This is a genomic window from Geobacter hydrogenophilus, from assembly GCF_018501225.1.
GTDB classification, from domain to species: domain Bacteria; phylum Desulfobacterota; class Desulfuromonadia; order Geobacterales; family Geobacteraceae; genus Geobacter; species Geobacter hydrogenophilus.
In genome coordinates, this window is sequence record NZ_JAHCZI010000001.1 from 347211 (window position 1) to 362528 (window position 15318).

Consider the following 15318-nt stretch of genomic DNA (forward strand, 5'->3'; position numbering starts at 1 on the left):
CCACACCGTGCCAAGCCTCAGTCGCAGTCCTCCCGCCACAGGCACTGGTCCTGCCCGCAGGTGGTCGCTTTCCCCTCGCCGTAGCAGTCGGCGTTCCCCTCCATCCGCTGGATGGCCTTGATCAGCTCGGCCTTCTTCAGGGTGCCTGCCTTGACCCCCCGCTGTTTGGCAACTTCCTTGATCTCCTGCATCTTCATGGCGCTTTCCTCCCGAGTGGGCTTCTCAACTCTTCTGAGTTATCATTGTCATATTACTGCGTTATGACATCCTTACAATATGTACCAGAAGATTCACCGCCTCGCAACCGCACCGTCGAACATTCTGATACGCTCAACTTCCCTCTCGACAAAATGAAAAATTTTACATAAGATTGCGCCTTGCATACTGTATACAGAAACTCCTCATAAACCCACGCGAAAGGAGAGCATGTATGTCCACCAAGCCGTTCGTTTACCAGGAACCCTTCCCCCTCGAAAAAGATGAAACGTCGTACTACAAGATCCCCGATTCGGAGAAGTACGTAAGCGTCGCAACCTTCGAAGGGAAAGAGGTCCTCAAGGTCGATCCCGAGGCACTTACCGTCCTGGCCAACACGGCCATGAGGGACGTCTCCTTCCTTCTCCGCCCCGAGCACAACGAATCGGTGGCCAAGATCCTGCGGGACCCGGAAGCCTCCCAGAACGACAAGGGGGTTGCCCTGGCGTTCCTGCGGAACGCCGAGATCAGCGCCAACTTTGAGCTCCCCATCTGCCAGGACACCGGCACCGCCACCGTTGTCGCCAAGAAAGGGCAGCAGGTCTGGACCGGCGGCAATGACGAGGAATTCCTCTCCAAGGGGGTCTACAAGACCTACACCGAGGAGAACCTTCGCTACTCCCAGACCGTGGCCCTGGACATGTACAAGGAAGTCAACACCGGCACCAACCTGCCGGCCCAGATCGATATCCAGGCCGTGGACGGCCCTTACTACAAGTTCCTCTTCATGGCCAAGGGAGGCGGCTCCGCCAACAAGACCATGCTCTACCAGGAGACCAAAGCGCTCCTCACCCCGGACAGCCTGCTCAAGTTCCTGGTCGGCAAGATGAAGTACCTGGGCACCGCTGCCTGCCCGCCATACCACATCGCCGTCGTGGTCGGCGGCACCTCGGCCGACGCCTGCATGAAGGCGGTCAAGCTCGCCTCCGCCAAGTACCTTGACGCCCTCCCCACCACGGGGAACGAGCACGGCCGGGCCTTCCGCGACGTTGAACTGGAGGAGAAGCTCCTCCAGGAGGCCTACAAGCTCGGCATCGGCGCCCAGTTCGGCGGCAAGTACTTTGCCCACGACGTACGGATCATCCGGCTCCCGCGCCACGGTGCTTCCTGCCCCGTGGGGATGGCGGTTTCCTGTTCGGCCGACCGCAACATCAAGGCCAAAATCACCAAGGACGGCCTCTTCGTCGAGGAGCTTGACCGCAACCCCAGCCGCCTGATCCCCGAGCAGTACCGCGGCAAGCATGAGCACGGGGTCAAGATAGACCTGAACCGCCCCATGAAGGAGATCCTCGCTGAGCTCAGCAAACACCCGGTTTCCACGCCGCTCCTTCTGAACGGCACCATCGTGGTGGGCCGCGACATCGCCCATGCCAAGTTCAAGGAGATCCTCGACAGCGGCAAGCCGCTCCCCGACTATCTCAAGAACCACCCCATCTACTACGCCGGTCCGGCCAAAACCCCGCCGGGCAAGGCCTCCGGCTCCTTCGGCCCCACCACCGCCGGCCGGATGGATAGCTACGTGGATCTTCTCCAGTCCAATGGCGGCTCCTTGATCATGATCGCCAAGGGGAACCGCAGCCAGCAGGTGACCGATGCCTGCAAGAAACACGGCGGCTTCTACCTGGGTTCCATCGGCGGTCCGGCCGCAGTCCTGGCCGAAGAGAACATCAAGAAAGTCGAGTGCATCGACTTCCCCGAACTGGGGATGGAAGCGGTCTGGAAAATCGAAGTGGAGAACTTCCCGGCCTTCATCCTGGTGGATGACAAGGGGAACGACTTCTTCAAGCAGTTGGGTCTGTAATACCCCGGTCTGAAAACGAAATAAGCCCCCGGTTGCTCACGCGGCCGGGGGCTTTTCCGTGCGCGGAAGGAAATCCTCCTCTCCCCGCACGGGGAGCGCGTTTGCGGCAACAGGCCCGGGGTTTGGACTTGACAGAGGGCGCAGGGATGACGTATACCAAAAACAACCACTGTTTTATCTTGTTTTTTCGAACCGTTAGCCGCTTTCACCTCTAATGCGCCGCTCAACTTGCATGATCAACGTCACGAAAAGAGATACCCATGCTTAACATGAAACCCGAATTCGTTGCCCAGCTCGAACGCGTCCTCAGCTCCGTGGAGATGCTCCTCCCCCGGGCCGTAAAACCGGTCAACTGGTCCACCTGCTACGCCGCCAACTGGCGCCGCCATTCCTTTTCCGGCTTCCTCCAGGCAGTCAGGGTTACCGATACTACCTCCCTTCAGGAGCTGCTGGGAGTGGAGAAGCAGAAGGAGATCATGATCAGCAACACGCGGCAGTTCCTGAAGGGGCTGCCGGCCAACAACGCCCTCCTCTGGGGGTCCCGGGGGACAGGGAAGTCGTCGCTGGTGAAGGCGCTCCTCAACGAGTACGCCGCCGAGGGGCTCCGGGTCATCCAGGTGGAGAAGGAAGACCTCATCTATCTCTCGGACATCTTCTCCGCCGTGGAGAGCGAGCCCTACCGCTTCATCCTCCTCTGCGACGACCTCACCTTCGAACCGGGGGAACTGACCTACAAGATACTCAAGAGCGCCCTGGACGGGTCGGTCTACTCCCCCCCCGAGAACGTCCTCATCTATGTCACGTCCAACCGCCGCCACCTCCTTCCCGAGTACGAATCCGACAACATCGGCTGGAAGCTGGTCAACGGTGAACTGCAAGAGAGCGAGGCCACGGAGGAGAAAATCGCCCTCTCGGACCGGTTCGGCCTCTGGGTGCCGTTCCACGTCTTCACCCAGGACCGTTACCTGGAAGCCGTGCGCCTCTGCGTGGAGCGGGAAGCCCGCACCCGGAAGGTGGATATCCCCTGGTCGGAGCAACTGAGGCTCGACGCCATCCAGTGGTCCCACGACAAGAAAAAGCGCTGCGGCCGCACCGCCTACCAGTTCTCCAAGCACTGGGTCGGCAAGTATCTCCTGAACAGACAGGCCGCATAAGGCACCGGACCCATGAAGCGGAGCATCGCTCCCCTCCTCATCTGTCCCGCCTGCCTCCCGAAGGAGCGTCCCCTGGAGCTGACGGTGACCGCCGAAGCCGACGGCGACGTAACGACAGGCCATCTCTCCTGCAGGGGATGCCGGCGCCGGTTCCCGATCCGGGACGGCATCGCCGTGCTCCTCCCGGAGCCGGATGCCGGACCCTCGGGGGGGCAGTGGAAGTACGAGGAGCAGGGGACCCTCGCCACCTATCTCTGGAGCCACTTCGCGGACCTGGCCGGGGACCCGGAGGCAGGGGACGCCTACGCCGCCTGGGCATCCGCCCTTGCAGGGAGCGCCGAAACCTCCCTCGACGCCGGCTGCGCCGTGGGAAGGCTCACCTTCGAACTGGGGCAGCGGAGCACTCTGGCGGTGGGGTTCGACCTCTCCCTCTCCTTTATCCGCGCTGCGCGAGAGCTTGCCCGGGAGCGCCGAATCACCTTCTCCCTCCCCCGGGAAGGGAACCTGCGGGATAAATTCCGCCTCGCCCTCCCCGACCAGTGGCGGACCGACGGGGTGGAGTTTGTCATGGCCGACGCATTGGCCATCCCCTTTGCCCGGGAGACCTTCGCCCGGACCGCCTCCCTGAACCTCATCGACCGGGTTGCCTACCCACTGGCCCACCTCTACGAGGTGAACCGGGTCGCACGGCAGAGTGAGGCATCGTTCCTCCTGTCCGATCCCTTTTCCTGGTCTACGGCCAACACGCCGGAGGAGAAGTGGCTGGGGGGGACCGAAACAGGCCCTTACCCGGGGCGGGGAATGGACAACGTCCGTGCCCTCCTGGAGGGGAAAGAGGGGATCATCTCCCCCCCCTGGACCGTGGCCCAGGAGGGGAGCGTCTGGTGGAAGATCCGCTCCCACCGCAACCACTTCGAGCTGATCAGGAGTGAGTTTCTGGTGGCGGAGCGGTAAAAATCACTATATCCGGCTGCGTACCCCCTGCTTCGCTTGCGCTCGCTTCCCCCTACAAAGTAGGGGGGATTGAGGGGGGTCCTTTCGTACTCTGTGACAAACCGACACACGAGCGCTTAGTGTTAATAGTAACCGCACACGACAAAACGAAAGAGGGGGAAGCCGCCAACGCAGCTTCCCCCTCTTTCGTTTTCATCGTGGCACGGTGCCGATGCACATCCTCAGCGGGGCTGACGGCGCTGCTGGCTAGAGCGCTGTCCGCCGGCTCCGGCAGTGCGGGCGGGATGGAGCTTCGCACCCTGCTGCTGGGGGCGTCTCCCCTCGGCGGGTTTTGCGCTCCCCGGCTGTTGGGATGCTCCCTGGCGGGCTCCCCCCTTCTTCGCCTCGGCGGGTCTGCGGGACGGCATCGGCTGCCGGGGAGGACGGGCGAACTCGGTGTCCTTTTTCGGCGCTGGCACGCTGTAGTCGAAGCCGGCCATGGTGCGGCGCTCCAGGGAGGTGTTCAGCTTCCGCTCGATGGTGCGGACCATGGCGCCGTCTTCGCTCGTCACCATGGTGAAGGCGTCACCGCTTCGGGCAGCCCGGCCGGTGCGGCCGATGCGGTGGATGTAGGCCTCGGCCGTGTCGGGGATGTCGTAGTTGATGACATGGGATACCTGGGAGACGTCGATCCCCCGGGCCGCGATATCAGTGGCCACGAGGATCTGGAAGGTGCCGTCCCGGAAGCCGTCCAGGGCCGCCTGACGCCGGTTCTGGGAGAGGTTCCCCTGGAGGGAGGCGGCCTTGTAGCCGGCTTTCTCCAACTGCTCCCCCAGGCGCTTGGCCCGGTGCTTGGTGCGGGTGAAGATGAGGACCGACTCGGTGTCGGTGTGGCGCAGCAACTCCAGCAGGAGCGGCGTCTTCAGGTGCTGCTCCACCGGGTAGAGGGCGTGGGTGACGGTGACCGGAGGGGCAACGTTACCCACCTGCACTGTGACCGGCTCCCGCAGGATCTCCTGGGCCAGGACCCGGATGTCGATGGGCATGGTGGCCGAAAAGAGCAGGGTCTGGCGCTTGGGGGGAAGCTGCTTCAGAATCCGGCGAAGATCAGGGAGAAACCCCATGTCGAACATCTGGTCCGCTTCGTCCAGGACGAGCACCTCCAGGTGCGAGAGGTCGATGGTCCCCTGGGCCATGTGGTCCAGGAGCCGCCCCGGACAGGCCACGACGATCTCCGCGCCCGCCTTGAGCTTCTGGATCTGGGGGTTGACGTTAACGCCGCCGTAGACGGTGACACTCCGCAAGCGGGTCTGGCGCCCCAGGGTGACGAAGCTGTCGTTGATCTGCTCGGCCAGCTCCCGGGTCGGGGCGATGATCAGTGCCCGGACGCGCCCCCGCTCCCCTTGGGCGAGCCGGTGCAGGATCGGCAGTGCAAAGGCCGCGGTCTTGCCGGTGCCGGTCTGGGCGAGCCCCATGACGTCCCGCCCCTCCATGACCGTGGGGATGGCCTGGGCCTGGATGGGGGTGGGGGTCGTGTACCCTGCCGCCGTGACGCCGGCCGCCACCTGGGGGTGGAGGTTGAACTCCTTGAATTCCATTTATTCCTTCTTTCTGTGTTCCTCAAGAAAAAAGCCCCGGTAAATTCCGGGGCTTACGATTTTCGCGGTATCCGGGAACAGCTGGTGGTAATGGCGAAACCGTAGCAGCTTTGGACGGAACCTGTCAAGGATTATACCGCCGTCGTTCGCGTTCATGATCGCCGCTTGACAGCCATTAATCGCCCTTTATGCTTAAAACGTTGCGCCAGGCGCCGGCCACTGGCTTCCTGGCCCGTTCCCCTCCCCCGCGTCCCAAACGCCCCCATCAACCGAAGGAGGTTTCCCATGGAGAAGCTGATCCGCATCGAGCCGTCCAAGTGCATCGGCTGCAAGTCGTGCGAGCTCGCCTGCTCGTTCAAGCACCGGGGCGAATTCGCGCCGAGCAAGGCCCGCATCGTCAATGCCGTGTTCGTGGAGGAGGCCCAGTTCATCACCGTCACCTGCATGCAGTGCGACGAACCCTGGTGCCTCAAGGCCTGCCCCAAGGGGGCCATCGCCAAGGACGCCGCCACCGGCGTCGTCACGGTGGACGAGCTGAAGTGCGTCGGCTGCCGCACCTGCGTGAGCGCCTGCCCCTTCGGAATGATCAAATACCTCCCCGAGACCCGCAAGGCGGACAAGTGCACCCTCTGCGCGCCCGACGTGCCCGAGTGCGTGATTTTCTGCCCCACCCACTGCCTCACCTTCTCGGAGGAGGACACGCCGCTGCGGGGGAAGGTCATGCGATTCGTCCAGACCATGAAGGAAGGCCAGGGGGAGGTGTGAGATGAAGAACGGATGGAATGGGAAAGTCCTGCGGGTGAACCTCTCGACCAGAACGTGCGCAATTGAGGATTTGAACATGGCCTGGGCCCGGGAGTACCTGGGGGGCCGGGGACTCGGCTCCAAATACCTGACGGAGGAGGTGGCGCCGGAGACCGACCCCCTCTCCCCCGACAACAAGCTGATCCTCGTCACGGGTCCCCTCACGGGGACCTACGGGGCTGCCAACGGCCGCTACATGGCGGTGACCAAGTCACCGCTCACCGGCACCATCGCCAGTTCCAACTCGGGAGGATATTTCCCCAACGAACTGAAGTTCGCCGGCTTCGACCTGGTGATCATCGAGGGGAAGGCGGACCGTCCGGTCTATCTCAAGATCCACAATCAGCGGGCCGAGGTGGCCGACGCCACCCATCTGTGGGGAAAATCGACCAACGAGACCGAGGACATGATCCTGCGGGAGTTCCACGCCGACGCCAAGGTGGCCTGCATCGGCCCTGCCGGGGAGAAGCTGGTCCGCTTCGCCTGCATCGTGAACGACAAGCACCGGGCTGCCGGCCGCAGCGGCGTCGGGGCGGTCATGGGGAGCAAATACCTGAAGGCCGTGGCGGTGCGGGGGACCGGCGGGGTCGGCGTGGCCGATGCCCCGGCCTTCCGGGAGGCGGCCCGGGAGACATTCCGTATGCTCAGGAGCCATCCGGTCACCGCCGAGGGGCTCCCGGCCCTGGGGACGGCGGTGCTGATGAACGTCATCAACCAGAGCGGGGCGCTGCCGACCCGCAACTTCCAGTCGGGCACCTTCGAAGGGGCCGAGGAGATCTCGGGGGAGCGTCTCGCCCAGACCTATCTCAAGCGGAACAAGGGGTGCATGGGGTGCGTCATCGGCTGCGGCCGCGTCACCGCCCTCTCGGACCCGCGCTGGTCAGGCAACGGCGAGGGACCCGAGTACGAGACCCTCTGGGCCCTGGGTGCTGCCTGCGGCATCGCGGACCTGGCGGCCATCACCAAGGCCAACTACCTCTGCAACGAGTACGGCATGGACACCATCACCGCCGGTTCCACCGTGGCCTGCGCCATGGAGCTCTACCAGCAGGGACTCGTCACCGAGGCTGAGACGGGGATACCCCTCACATTCGGCAGCGGCGAGGCCCTGGTCCGGATGTTCGAGCTGATCGGCACGGGTGAGGGGTTCGGCGCCAGACTAGGGCTCGGCTCCTGGGGCCTTGCCGAGAGCTACGGCGTTCCCGAGCTCTCCATGACCGTTAAGAAGCTGGAGTTCCCCGCCTACGACGGCCGCGGCATCCAGGGGATGGCCCTGGAGTATGCCACCAGCAACCGGGGGGCCTGCCACGTGCGGGGGTACATGGTCTCCCCCGAGATCCTCGGGGTTCCCGAGAAGCTGGACCCCCAGGTAACAGAGGGGAAGGCGGGCTGGACCAAGGCATTCCAGGATTTCACGGCAGTGGTGGATTCCGCCGGCATCTGCCTCTTCACCACCTTTGCCATTGGCGCGCCCCAGGTGACGAACCTCCTGAACACCGCCACGGGCCTGAATCTCTCCCAGGACCAGGTCCTCGCCGCCGGCGAGCGGGTCTGGAACCTGGAGCGGGTCTTCAACCTGAAGGCGGGGATCTCCCCCTCCCAGGATACCCTCCCTCCCCGGCTCTTGCAGGAACCCCTCCCCGACGGCCCCATGAAGGGGGAGGTGGCGAAGCTCGGCGCAATGCTCCCCGACTACTACCGGGTCCGGGGATGGGACGAGGGGGGAGTCCCCACTGCGGAGAAACTGGCCACGCTGGGGCTGGTCTGAGGTGAACCAGCACTACGACATCCTCATCATTGGCAATAGTGCGGCGGGTTTGCAGGCTTTGCGCACCATCCGGCGCCACGGCGGGAACGTCTCCGTGGCCCTGGTTGACCGGGAGAACTGCCCCGCCTACTCCCGGGTCCTGACCCCCTACTACGTGGGGGGGAAGACCCACCGGGAGAACCTCTTCATCGTGGGGCACGACTTCTACCGGCGCTTCGCCATCGCCACCCTCCTGGGGCACGCCGCCGTGGGACTCGACCCCGACCGGCACCAGGTGCTCCTGGCCGACGGCACAACAGTGGAGTACGGCAAGCTCCTCCTGGCCACGGGCGCCGAGGCCCGGGGAGTCGAGATCACGGCACACGGGGTCTCGACCCTGCGTCACCTGGAGGACGCCGACCGTTTGGAACGGCTCCTGAAGGGGGCCCGGAGCGTCACCGCCGTGGGGGCTGGGCTCGTGAGCATCCCTTTCCTCTCCCAAGCGGGGAGCGACGTGGAGCGGCACCTCGTCATCGGCTCCGACCGGGTCTTCAGCCGCGTGGTGGACCCGGAGGCGTCGGCCATCCTCGAAGAGCGGTTCCTGGCCACGGGGCTCGTGATCCACAAGCGGGACGACATCGCGGAGCTGAATGGGACGGACCGACTGGAGCTCACCCTTGCCCGGGGGGAGCGCTTCGCCACCGACCTCCTCCTGGTGGGTAAAGGGGTGGTGCCCAACACCGCCCTTGCCCGGGAAACCGGCCTGGCCGTGAAGGAAGGGATCGTCATCGACGACTTCTGCCGCACGAGCCACCCCGACATCTTTGCCGCCGGGGATGTGGCCGACGGGAGGGATTTCGTCACCGGCGAGGCCACCATCCAGGGAAACTGGATGACCGCCGTGGAGCAGGGGGAGATCGCGGCCCTGAACATGCTGGGGCTCCCCTGCGCCTGCGACGGGAGCCTCAAGAACAACACCACCGAGGTCTTCGGGGTGGATGTGGCGGTGGTGGGATACTGCGGCGACGGCGCCCACCGGACACTCTCGGCCCACGACCGCTTCACCGGCCGGTTCCGGAAGGTGTTCCTGGATGAGCGCGACCGAGTCATGGGGGCCACCATGGTGGGCGAGACTAACGACGCCGGGGTATTCTGCCAATTGGTGCGGACCAGGGCCATCTTCCCGGGGGAACGGGTACTGCGGGGGGCTAACACCTACGCGGCGCGGCTCCTGGAGCTGGCATCGTGATCCGGGTCCAGTTCTTCGGGCTTTTGCGGCTCTTGCTCCGGAAAGAGTCGGTGGAGCTTCCCTCCGAACCGGGGGACACCGTGGGGCGGGTCCTGGAACGGGCAGAGAAGACCCTGACCGGACCGATCATACACAAGCTGGCCGCCGGCGGGGTACTCAACGCGGGGACCATCATCCTCGTGAATAGGCGCAACGTCCTCCACCTGCAGGGGCTCGAAACGCCGGTCAACGACGGGGACACGGTGGCCCTCTTTCCCCCCGGCGCCGGGGGGTGAGTCGTGGCGGAAACGGAACGCTACAGCCGACAAATTCTCTGCTGGGGAGAGGAGAAGCAGCGGGTACTGAAACGGGCGACGGTCCTCGTCGCCGGGGTCGGGGGGCTCGGCGCTACGGTGGGCCAGCTCCTGGCCCGGGCCGGACTGGGGCGGCTCGTCCTCGTGGATGACGGGGTGGTGGCATGGTCCGACCTGAACCGGCAGACCCTCTACGCAGAGAAGGATGTTGGTAAGAAGAAGGTGCTGGTGGCCCGGGAGCGCCTAGGCGCCATCAATGCCGCAACGGAACTCGTCACCCTTGATGCACGGATCGACGAAGGATTCACCGTGCCGGTCAGCACCGACGCCGTGGCCGACTGCCTCGACAACTTTGCCAGCCGCTTCGCCCTCCACCGGGGCACCCCCGCCGGGGTCCCCTTCGTGCACGGGGGGATACAGGGGGAGCACGGCCAGGTGCTGACCCTCATTCCGGGGGAGTCTCAATCCATCGATCTCCTCTTTGCCGGGTGCCGACAGCCGGAGGGCCCCATTTCGGTCTCCCCCGACGGGCCGATCATCATCGCCGGCCTTATGGCCAACGAGCTGTTCCACGTCCTCTGGGGGGAACCCCGACTCCGGGACCGGTTCCTCGTAGTGGACCTGGCAACCCTTTCCCTCCAGTTTCTCGATGTCTGAGAGGGTCTGATTGCTTTTCCGCACCCTTGCCGGTACCCTTTGAAACATGCAGCGGCCATCAACTCCCCAAACAGGTGAAACCCCATGAACGGCAGAACCTACAAGCTCGTCACTGGCATCATCTCTCTTTTCATCGCCCTCTTCCTGGCATGGCGGATCGGCCTCTGGCTGGAGCCCGAACCGAAACAGGAAAACCCGGCGCCGGCCGTGCCGTCCCCCGCCGCCAAAGAGCCCCCCTTTGTGACGGGAACAGTGCGGAAAGATCTCAACTTCGAGGTGCGGAACGTCAGCTTCAGTGATAAAGGGAAAACCGTCGAGGGGATCGGGATCGTGGGGTTCGACAGCGACCGGTCGGACCTGAAGGCGGCAACGGTGGCAATGCTGAAGAAGCTGAAGGAAAAAGTCCCCGCCGCGGAGCGGATCGTCCTGACCCTGAAACCGGCGGTGGAGTGCCCGCTCTGCGCCATGGCCCAGGCGGCCTGGGAGCAGGGGAAAGTGGCGCTCCGCTACGGCATCCCCTCCCTGGAGCAGATGGAGGAGGCCAACGCCCTCATCGGAACGAAGGATAAAGAGGGAAAAACAGTGGACCGCCCCCGCCTCTACCGCCCCGACAGAGAGACCTTCGTCGCAGGGCTGGCCATCACCCAGGCAATCGATGCAGCCCGGAAGAAAAACCCCTCCCTCGGTGACGACCAGCTCCTGGAGCAGGCGGCTGCGGCCACGGGGCTCAACTACGCAGTTGCCCGGCGCGGCAGGGATTTCATGACCGCCTACTACACGGCAGACGGGTACGGGGAAGAGAGTTTCAATCTCCCCCTTCCCTGACAGAGCCGCCTTTTCCCCTCAGAGGCCGGTCAGCTCCTCCACCTTCAACTCCAGATCGTCGCCGTTCACCCGGACTACCTTACCGCCCTCATCCTCGCTCCGCACGAGGCCATCCTCGACCCACGAGAGGATCCGCGCCGTGGGAACGCCGAATTTCGCTGCCGCCTCATCGAGTGTATACCAGGTTTTGTCCATGGACATGACGCTGCCTCCTTCCCGGGAACCTGCTTTCAGTATACCACTCCGGCCGGTAACCGCTTCCATACCCCTCGTAAACTTGACGGAGCAGGAACTCCGTGATTATCTTGCTGCAAACGGTTATGAAAGGAGCCCGCAGCGATGCCGGTCTACGAATTCTACTGTGCCGACTGCCACACCATCTTCAACTTCCTCTCCCGCCGGGTGAACACCGAGAAGCGCCCCGACTGCCCCCGGTGCGGACGCCACGAACTGCAGCGCCAGGTATCCCGCTTCGCCTTCTCGAAGGGGAGAACGGAAGAACCGCTGGAAGGAATGCCCGACATGGACGAGGAGAAGCTGGAACGGGCCATGATGGGGCTGGCCGGCGAGATGGAGGGGATGGACGAGAACGAACCCCGGCAGATGGCCCGCTTTATGCGCAAACTCCAGGATGCCACAGGGATGAATCTGGGATCGGGGTTCGAGGAAGCCATGCGGCGCCTGGAGGCAGGGGAAGACCCGGAAAAGATCGAAGCGGAGATGGGTGACCTCCTCGACGCCGACAATCCCTTCGCCAGGGAAGGAATCCGGGGGATCAAAAAGCGCCTCGCCCCGCCGGCCCACGACGACACACTCTATACCATGTAGTTTTCATTGCCGGAAAAACAGAGAGGGGGGAACATTCCCCCCTCCGTAACGCCCCACCATCTCTTTTCCCATCCTACAGAATCATCTGCGAAATCCCGTAGGCAACCACCGTCGATACGCTGACCCCGATCAGGCCCGGAATCATGAAGCTGTGGTTCAGGAGGTACTTGCCGATGCGGGTGGTGCCGGTGCGGTCGAAGTTGATGGCCGCCAGGTCGCTGGGGTAGAAGGCGAAGAAGAAGTAGGCGTAGCTGGCCGGCATGAGCCCCAGCAGCAGCGGTACCGGCAGGCCGAGGGCCAGACCCAGGGGGAGCGTTATGGCCAGAGTCGCGGCCTGGCTCTTCACAAAGGCGGAGATGCAGAAGGTAGCGATGGCGAAGGTCCAGGGGGCCATCTTGACCATGACGCCGATGTTGTCCACCAGGAACTTCTTGTTGGCGGAGATGAAGGTGTCGCTCATCCATGCGATACCGAAGATGGAGACCACGGCGATCATCCCGGCGGTAAAGACGCTGGAGTGGGCGATATCCTTGGCCTTCACGTCGGCGGCGAACATGATGAACGCGCCGTAGGCGAGCATGACGAACTGGACCACCGTGGTCATGGGGACCGGCTTCTTCTCGCCGTTAAGCGGCAGCAGGTCCGGGCACACGGCAAAGAGGATGATGGTCCCCACGCCGGCGAAGAAGAGGGCCACGGACAGCTTAGCGGTGGTGCTGATCTCCTTGTCCAGGGTAGTCACGTTGGCATCGAGGGACTTGCGGAATTCGGGATCCTGGAGGCGGGCCTGGTATTCGGGATCCTTGTCCAGGTCAAGGCCGCGATTGAAGCTCCAGGCGGCGGCCACCAGGAGGCCGATAACGCCGGCGGGCAGGGTGATGGAGATGATGTCGATGAGGGTCACCGGATGGCCCGCCTTGGCGGCAAAGCCGAGGAAGAACGTCACGGCGGCGGCCACGGGGCTGGCGGTGATCCCCATCTGGGAGGCGACGCTGGAGATGGCCATGGGGCGCTCGGGGCGGATGCCGGTCTTGATGGCCACGTCGGCGATGACCGGCAGCAGCGCGTAGACCGCGTGGCCGGTCCCGACGCAGACCGTCAGGAAGAAGGTGGAGAGGGGGGCCAGGATGGTCACGTACTTGGGATGGGCTCGCAGCATCTTCTCGGTCAGCTGCACGAGGTAGTCGAGGCCGCCGGCCACCTGGAGGGTCGCCGAGGCGGTGACCACCGCCAGGATGATGAGCATGACTGCGATCGGGGGCTCCGAGGGGGAACTGCGGAAACCAAGGACCAGCAGCGAGACGCCAAGGCCGCCGATGAGCCCCAGGGCCACGCCGCCGCGGCGGATGCCGATGAGCACCGCGCCAAGGACGAGGATGAATTGGATCCAGAACATTGCCATGAGACACCTCCATGCTTGCGGTAAAGTTTTCGAGCCGCGTTGCTCGTAACCGTCTTGTCTTGGTTAGAGCATGGAGAATGCCAAGGTGGCAATTTCTTGTATCTTTCTGATTTTATTCACGAAATACAACAGTGCAACAGCTCACCGCCGATGAACATCCATAACCGCCAGTTATGGACAGCAAGGGCGTTGCACGCAATTGCGTAGTAGTTTCGGATGGTTGCCATCAAGTATAACCGAATGTTATGGTTATAACCTCCGGTTATGGGGGTTTACTTCCGCATCATCTTGAGCCGTTTGGAGAGGGCGGGCTGGGAGATGCCGAGGAGCCGTGCCGCGAGGGTCTGGTTGCCGCCGGCCCGGTTGAGGGCCTCTTCCACGAGAAACTCGGCGGCGTCGGTGAAGGTGGGGAGCCTTTCGAAACCGGCGAAGGGGTTCAGGGTCGGGGGCGGTGTGCTGACGGGCTCTTCCGCGGTGCCGATGGCCCTGACGAAGCCCTCCATGGAGAGCATCCGGTCCCGGTGGACGCTGACCGCGTCGAAGATCATGGCCTTCAGCTCCCGCACGTTCCCCGGAAAGCCGTAGGTGGACAGGAGCTGGGCGAGCCCCGGCGGCGGGGTCGGCTTTTTCTTCCCCAGGGTGCGTGCCGCCTCGGTCAGGAAATGGTCCAGGAGGAGCGGGATGTCCCCCTTACGCTCCCGCAGCGGCGGGACCTGCACCTGGTGGGTCCGAAGCCGGTAGTAGAGGTCGCGGCGGAAGGTACCCGTCCCCTCCTTGGCCGAAAGGTTCTGGTGGGTGGCAACGATAATCCGCGCCCGGAGGCGCCGGGGCTGGTCGCTCCCCAGGGGGAAGTACTCACCCTCCTGGAGGAGCCGCAGGAGCTTCACCTGGGAAGGAATGCCGAGGTCGCCGATCTCGTCCAGAAAGAGGGTGCCGTTGGCCGCCTCCTCCACCATGCCGCGCCGCACCGTCTCGGCGCCGGTAAAGGCGCCCCGCACGTGGCCGAAGAGGGTGTCGGCAAAGACCGTGTCGTCCAGCCCGGCCACGTTCACCGCCACGAGCTGTCCCTTGCAGCCGCTCAGGGTGTGGGCGGCCTTGGCCAGGAGCTCCTTCCCCACCCCGCTCTCGCCGGTGATGAGGAGGGGCTGGGGGCTCGTGGCCACCGCCTCGATGTAGGCGAAGAGGGCAAGCATGGATCGGTCGCCGGTGACGATGCCGGCAAAGGCCTCCGGGTGCCGCAGCCCGCCGGAGACGAGCCGGCTCGACATCTCCCGGTTCTCCCGCTGCAACTCCAGCATCCGCACCGCCCGGAGCACCCCTCCGATGAGCCGGTCCTCCTCGTCGGTCTTGACGAAGTAGTCGAAGGCCCCGAGCTTCATGCAGTGGACCGCCGTCTCCACCTGATTCAGCCCGCTGATGACGATGACCGCCACCTCCGGGTGGCGCTCGTTGATTTCCTTTAGAATCTCCTCCCCCGACAGATGGGGCATGGTGAGGTCCAGGAGCACCAGCCCGATGCCGCCGCCGTCCAGAAGTCCCATCACCTCGCGGCTATCCTGGCAGAGGTTGGTATTGGTGATGCCGGCGGACGACTCCAGGGTCAGGGAGAGGGAACGGAGCCAGGCCGGCTCGTCGTCCACCAGGAGGATGCCGAAGGCGGGGTAGCGGTTTTCAGTCATAATCAAACGAACTCCTCATTGAAGTTGTTTTTGTTCTTCAGCTCCCCTGCCACCGAGGTCTCCGGGAGGGGGGCGGAGGGCTCGCGGAGAAAA

15 protein-coding genes are annotated in these 15318 nt (G+C 64.2%); 10 read left to right on the forward strand and 5 right to left on the reverse strand.

Translation table 11 applies throughout. The annotated features are described in order from the left end of the window. Positions 1–17: 17 nt before the first annotated feature. Complete coding sequence (locus KI811_RS01530; protein WP_214184723.1) at positions 18–197, reverse strand: SAP domain-containing protein; 180 nt, start codon at positions 195–197, stop codon at positions 18–20. 233 nt (positions 198–430) lie between these two features. On the opposite strand from KI811_RS01530, the gene KI811_RS01535 reads away from it, so the two are divergent. The 3 genes from KI811_RS01535 (at position 431) to KI811_RS01545 (ending at position 4164) form a co-directional block, all read left to right on the forward strand. After that, the gene (locus KI811_RS01535) at positions 431–2056 is read left to right on the forward strand and encodes a fumarate hydratase (RefSeq protein ID WP_214184724.1); all 1626 of its coding nucleotides are present in this window, start codon (positions 431–433) and stop codon (positions 2054–2056) included. Positions 2057–2316: 260 nt separating this feature from the next. Further along, complete coding sequence (locus KI811_RS01540; RefSeq protein WP_214184725.1) at positions 2317–3210, forward strand: ATP-binding protein; 894 nt, start codon at positions 2317–2319, stop codon at positions 3208–3210. Between the two features lie 12 nt (positions 3211–3222). Next, entirely contained in the window at positions 3223–4164 is a 942-nt protein-coding gene (locus KI811_RS01545; protein WP_214184726.1) for a Trm112 family protein, read from the forward strand. A 221-nt stretch (positions 4165–4385) separates the two neighbouring features. On the opposite strand, the gene KI811_RS01550 is transcribed toward KI811_RS01545, so the two are convergent. Then, positions 4386–5741 (reverse strand): DEAD/DEAH box helicase, encoded by a 1356-nt coding sequence (locus KI811_RS01550; protein ID WP_214184727.1) that lies wholly within the window; start codon positions 5739–5741, stop codon positions 4386–4388. A gap of 285 nt (positions 5742–6026) precedes the next feature. On the opposite strand from KI811_RS01550, the gene KI811_RS01555 reads away from it, so the two are divergent. From KI811_RS01555 to KI811_RS01580, 6 genes are all read left to right on the forward strand, one after another. Beyond that, complete coding sequence (locus tag KI811_RS01555; RefSeq protein ID WP_214184728.1) at positions 6027–6506, forward strand: 4Fe-4S dicluster domain-containing protein; 480 nt, start codon at positions 6027–6029, stop codon at positions 6504–6506. Position 6507: 1 nt separating this feature from the next. Beyond that, positions 6508–8313, forward strand: coding sequence for an aldehyde ferredoxin oxidoreductase family protein (locus KI811_RS01560; RefSeq protein WP_214184729.1), 1806 nt, complete (start codon positions 6508–6510; stop codon positions 8311–8313). A gap of 1 nt (position 8314) precedes the next feature. Continuing rightward, positions 8315–9541, forward strand: a complete 1227-nt coding sequence (locus KI811_RS01565) for an NAD(P)/FAD-dependent oxidoreductase (RefSeq protein ID WP_214184730.1) — start codon at positions 8315–8317, stop codon at positions 9539–9541. After that, positions 9538–9816 carry a MoaD family protein gene (locus tag KI811_RS01570; protein WP_214184731.1) on the forward strand — a complete coding sequence of 93 codons (279 nt, stop codon included), beginning with the start codon at positions 9538–9540 and terminating at the stop codon, positions 9814–9816. Before KI811_RS01565 ends, KI811_RS01570 begins: the two co-directional genes overlap by 4 nt. A gap of 3 nt (positions 9817–9819) precedes the next feature. Next, the gene (locus KI811_RS01575) at positions 9820–10491 is read left to right on the forward strand and encodes a HesA/MoeB/ThiF family protein (RefSeq protein WP_214184732.1); all 672 of its coding nucleotides are present in this window, start codon (positions 9820–9822) and stop codon (positions 10489–10491) included. A gap of 84 nt (positions 10492–10575) precedes the next feature. Next, on the forward strand, positions 10576–11316 hold the full coding sequence (locus tag KI811_RS01580) for a hypothetical protein (protein WP_214184733.1): 741 nt from the start codon (positions 10576–10578) through the stop codon (positions 11314–11316). Between the two features lie 18 nt (positions 11317–11334). Here KI811_RS01580 and KI811_RS01585 read toward each other — a convergent pair whose 3' ends face one another. After that, entirely contained in the window at positions 11335–11517 is a 183-nt protein-coding gene (locus KI811_RS01585) for a MerR family transcriptional regulator (RefSeq protein WP_214184734.1), read from the reverse strand. Positions 11518–11655: 138 nt separating this feature from the next. On the opposite strand from KI811_RS01585, the gene KI811_RS01590 reads away from it, so the two are divergent. Then, a complete protein-coding gene (locus KI811_RS01590) occupies positions 11656–12144 on the forward strand; it encodes an FmdB family zinc ribbon protein (protein WP_214184735.1) in 489 nt (162 codons plus the stop codon). Positions 12145–12217: 73 nt separating this feature from the next. Here the strand turns inward: KI811_RS01590 and KI811_RS01595 are convergent, their stop codons facing one another. Next, positions 12218–13546: an anaerobic C4-dicarboxylate transporter gene (locus KI811_RS01595; RefSeq protein WP_214184736.1), complete on the reverse strand. Its 1329-nt coding sequence runs from the start codon at positions 13544–13546 to the stop codon at positions 12218–12220. Between the two features lie 272 nt (positions 13547–13818). Beyond that, entirely contained in the window at positions 13819–15225 is a 1407-nt protein-coding gene (locus tag KI811_RS01600) for a sigma-54-dependent transcriptional regulator (protein ID WP_214184737.1), read from the reverse strand. Positions 15226–15318 lie beyond the last annotated feature (93 nt).

Bases quoted from the DNA above. Each gene is read 5' to 3' on its own strand.
- KI811_RS01530 (WP_214184723.1), bottom strand. From the start codon at position 197: ATGAAGATGCAGGAGATCAAGGAAGTTGCCAAACAGCGGGGGGTCAAG.
- KI811_RS01535 (WP_214184724.1), top strand. From the start codon at position 431: ATGTCCACCAAGCCGTTCGTTTACCAGGAACCCTTCCCCCTCGAAAAA.
- KI811_RS01540 (WP_214184725.1), top strand. From the start codon at position 2,317: ATGCTTAACATGAAACCCGAATTCGTTGCCCAGCTCGAACGCGTCCTC.
- KI811_RS01545 (WP_214184726.1), top strand. From the start codon at position 3,223: ATGAAGCGGAGCATCGCTCCCCTCCTCATCTGTCCCGCCTGCCTCCCG.
- KI811_RS01550 (WP_214184727.1), bottom strand. From the start codon at position 5,741: ATGGAATTCAAGGAGTTCAACCTCCACCCCCAGGTGGCGGCCGGCGTC.
- KI811_RS01555 (WP_214184728.1), top strand. From the start codon at position 6,027: ATGGAGAAGCTGATCCGCATCGAGCCGTCCAAGTGCATCGGCTGCAAG.
- KI811_RS01560 (WP_214184729.1), top strand. From the start codon at position 6,508: ATGAAGAACGGATGGAATGGGAAAGTCCTGCGGGTGAACCTCTCGACC.
- KI811_RS01580 (WP_214184733.1), top strand. From the start codon at position 10,576: ATGAACGGCAGAACCTACAAGCTCGTCACTGGCATCATCTCTCTTTTC.
- KI811_RS01585 (WP_214184734.1), bottom strand. From the start codon at position 11,517: ATGTCCATGGACAAAACCTGGTATACACTCGATGAGGCGGCAGCGAAA.
- KI811_RS01590 (WP_214184735.1), top strand. From the start codon at position 11,656: ATGCCGGTCTACGAATTCTACTGTGCCGACTGCCACACCATCTTCAAC.
- KI811_RS01595 (WP_214184736.1), bottom strand. From the start codon at position 13,546: ATGGCAATGTTCTGGATCCAATTCATCCTCGTCCTTGGCGCGGTGCTC.
- KI811_RS01600 (WP_214184737.1), bottom strand. From the start codon at position 15,225: ATGACTGAAAACCGCTACCCCGCCTTCGGCATCCTCCTGGTGGACGAC.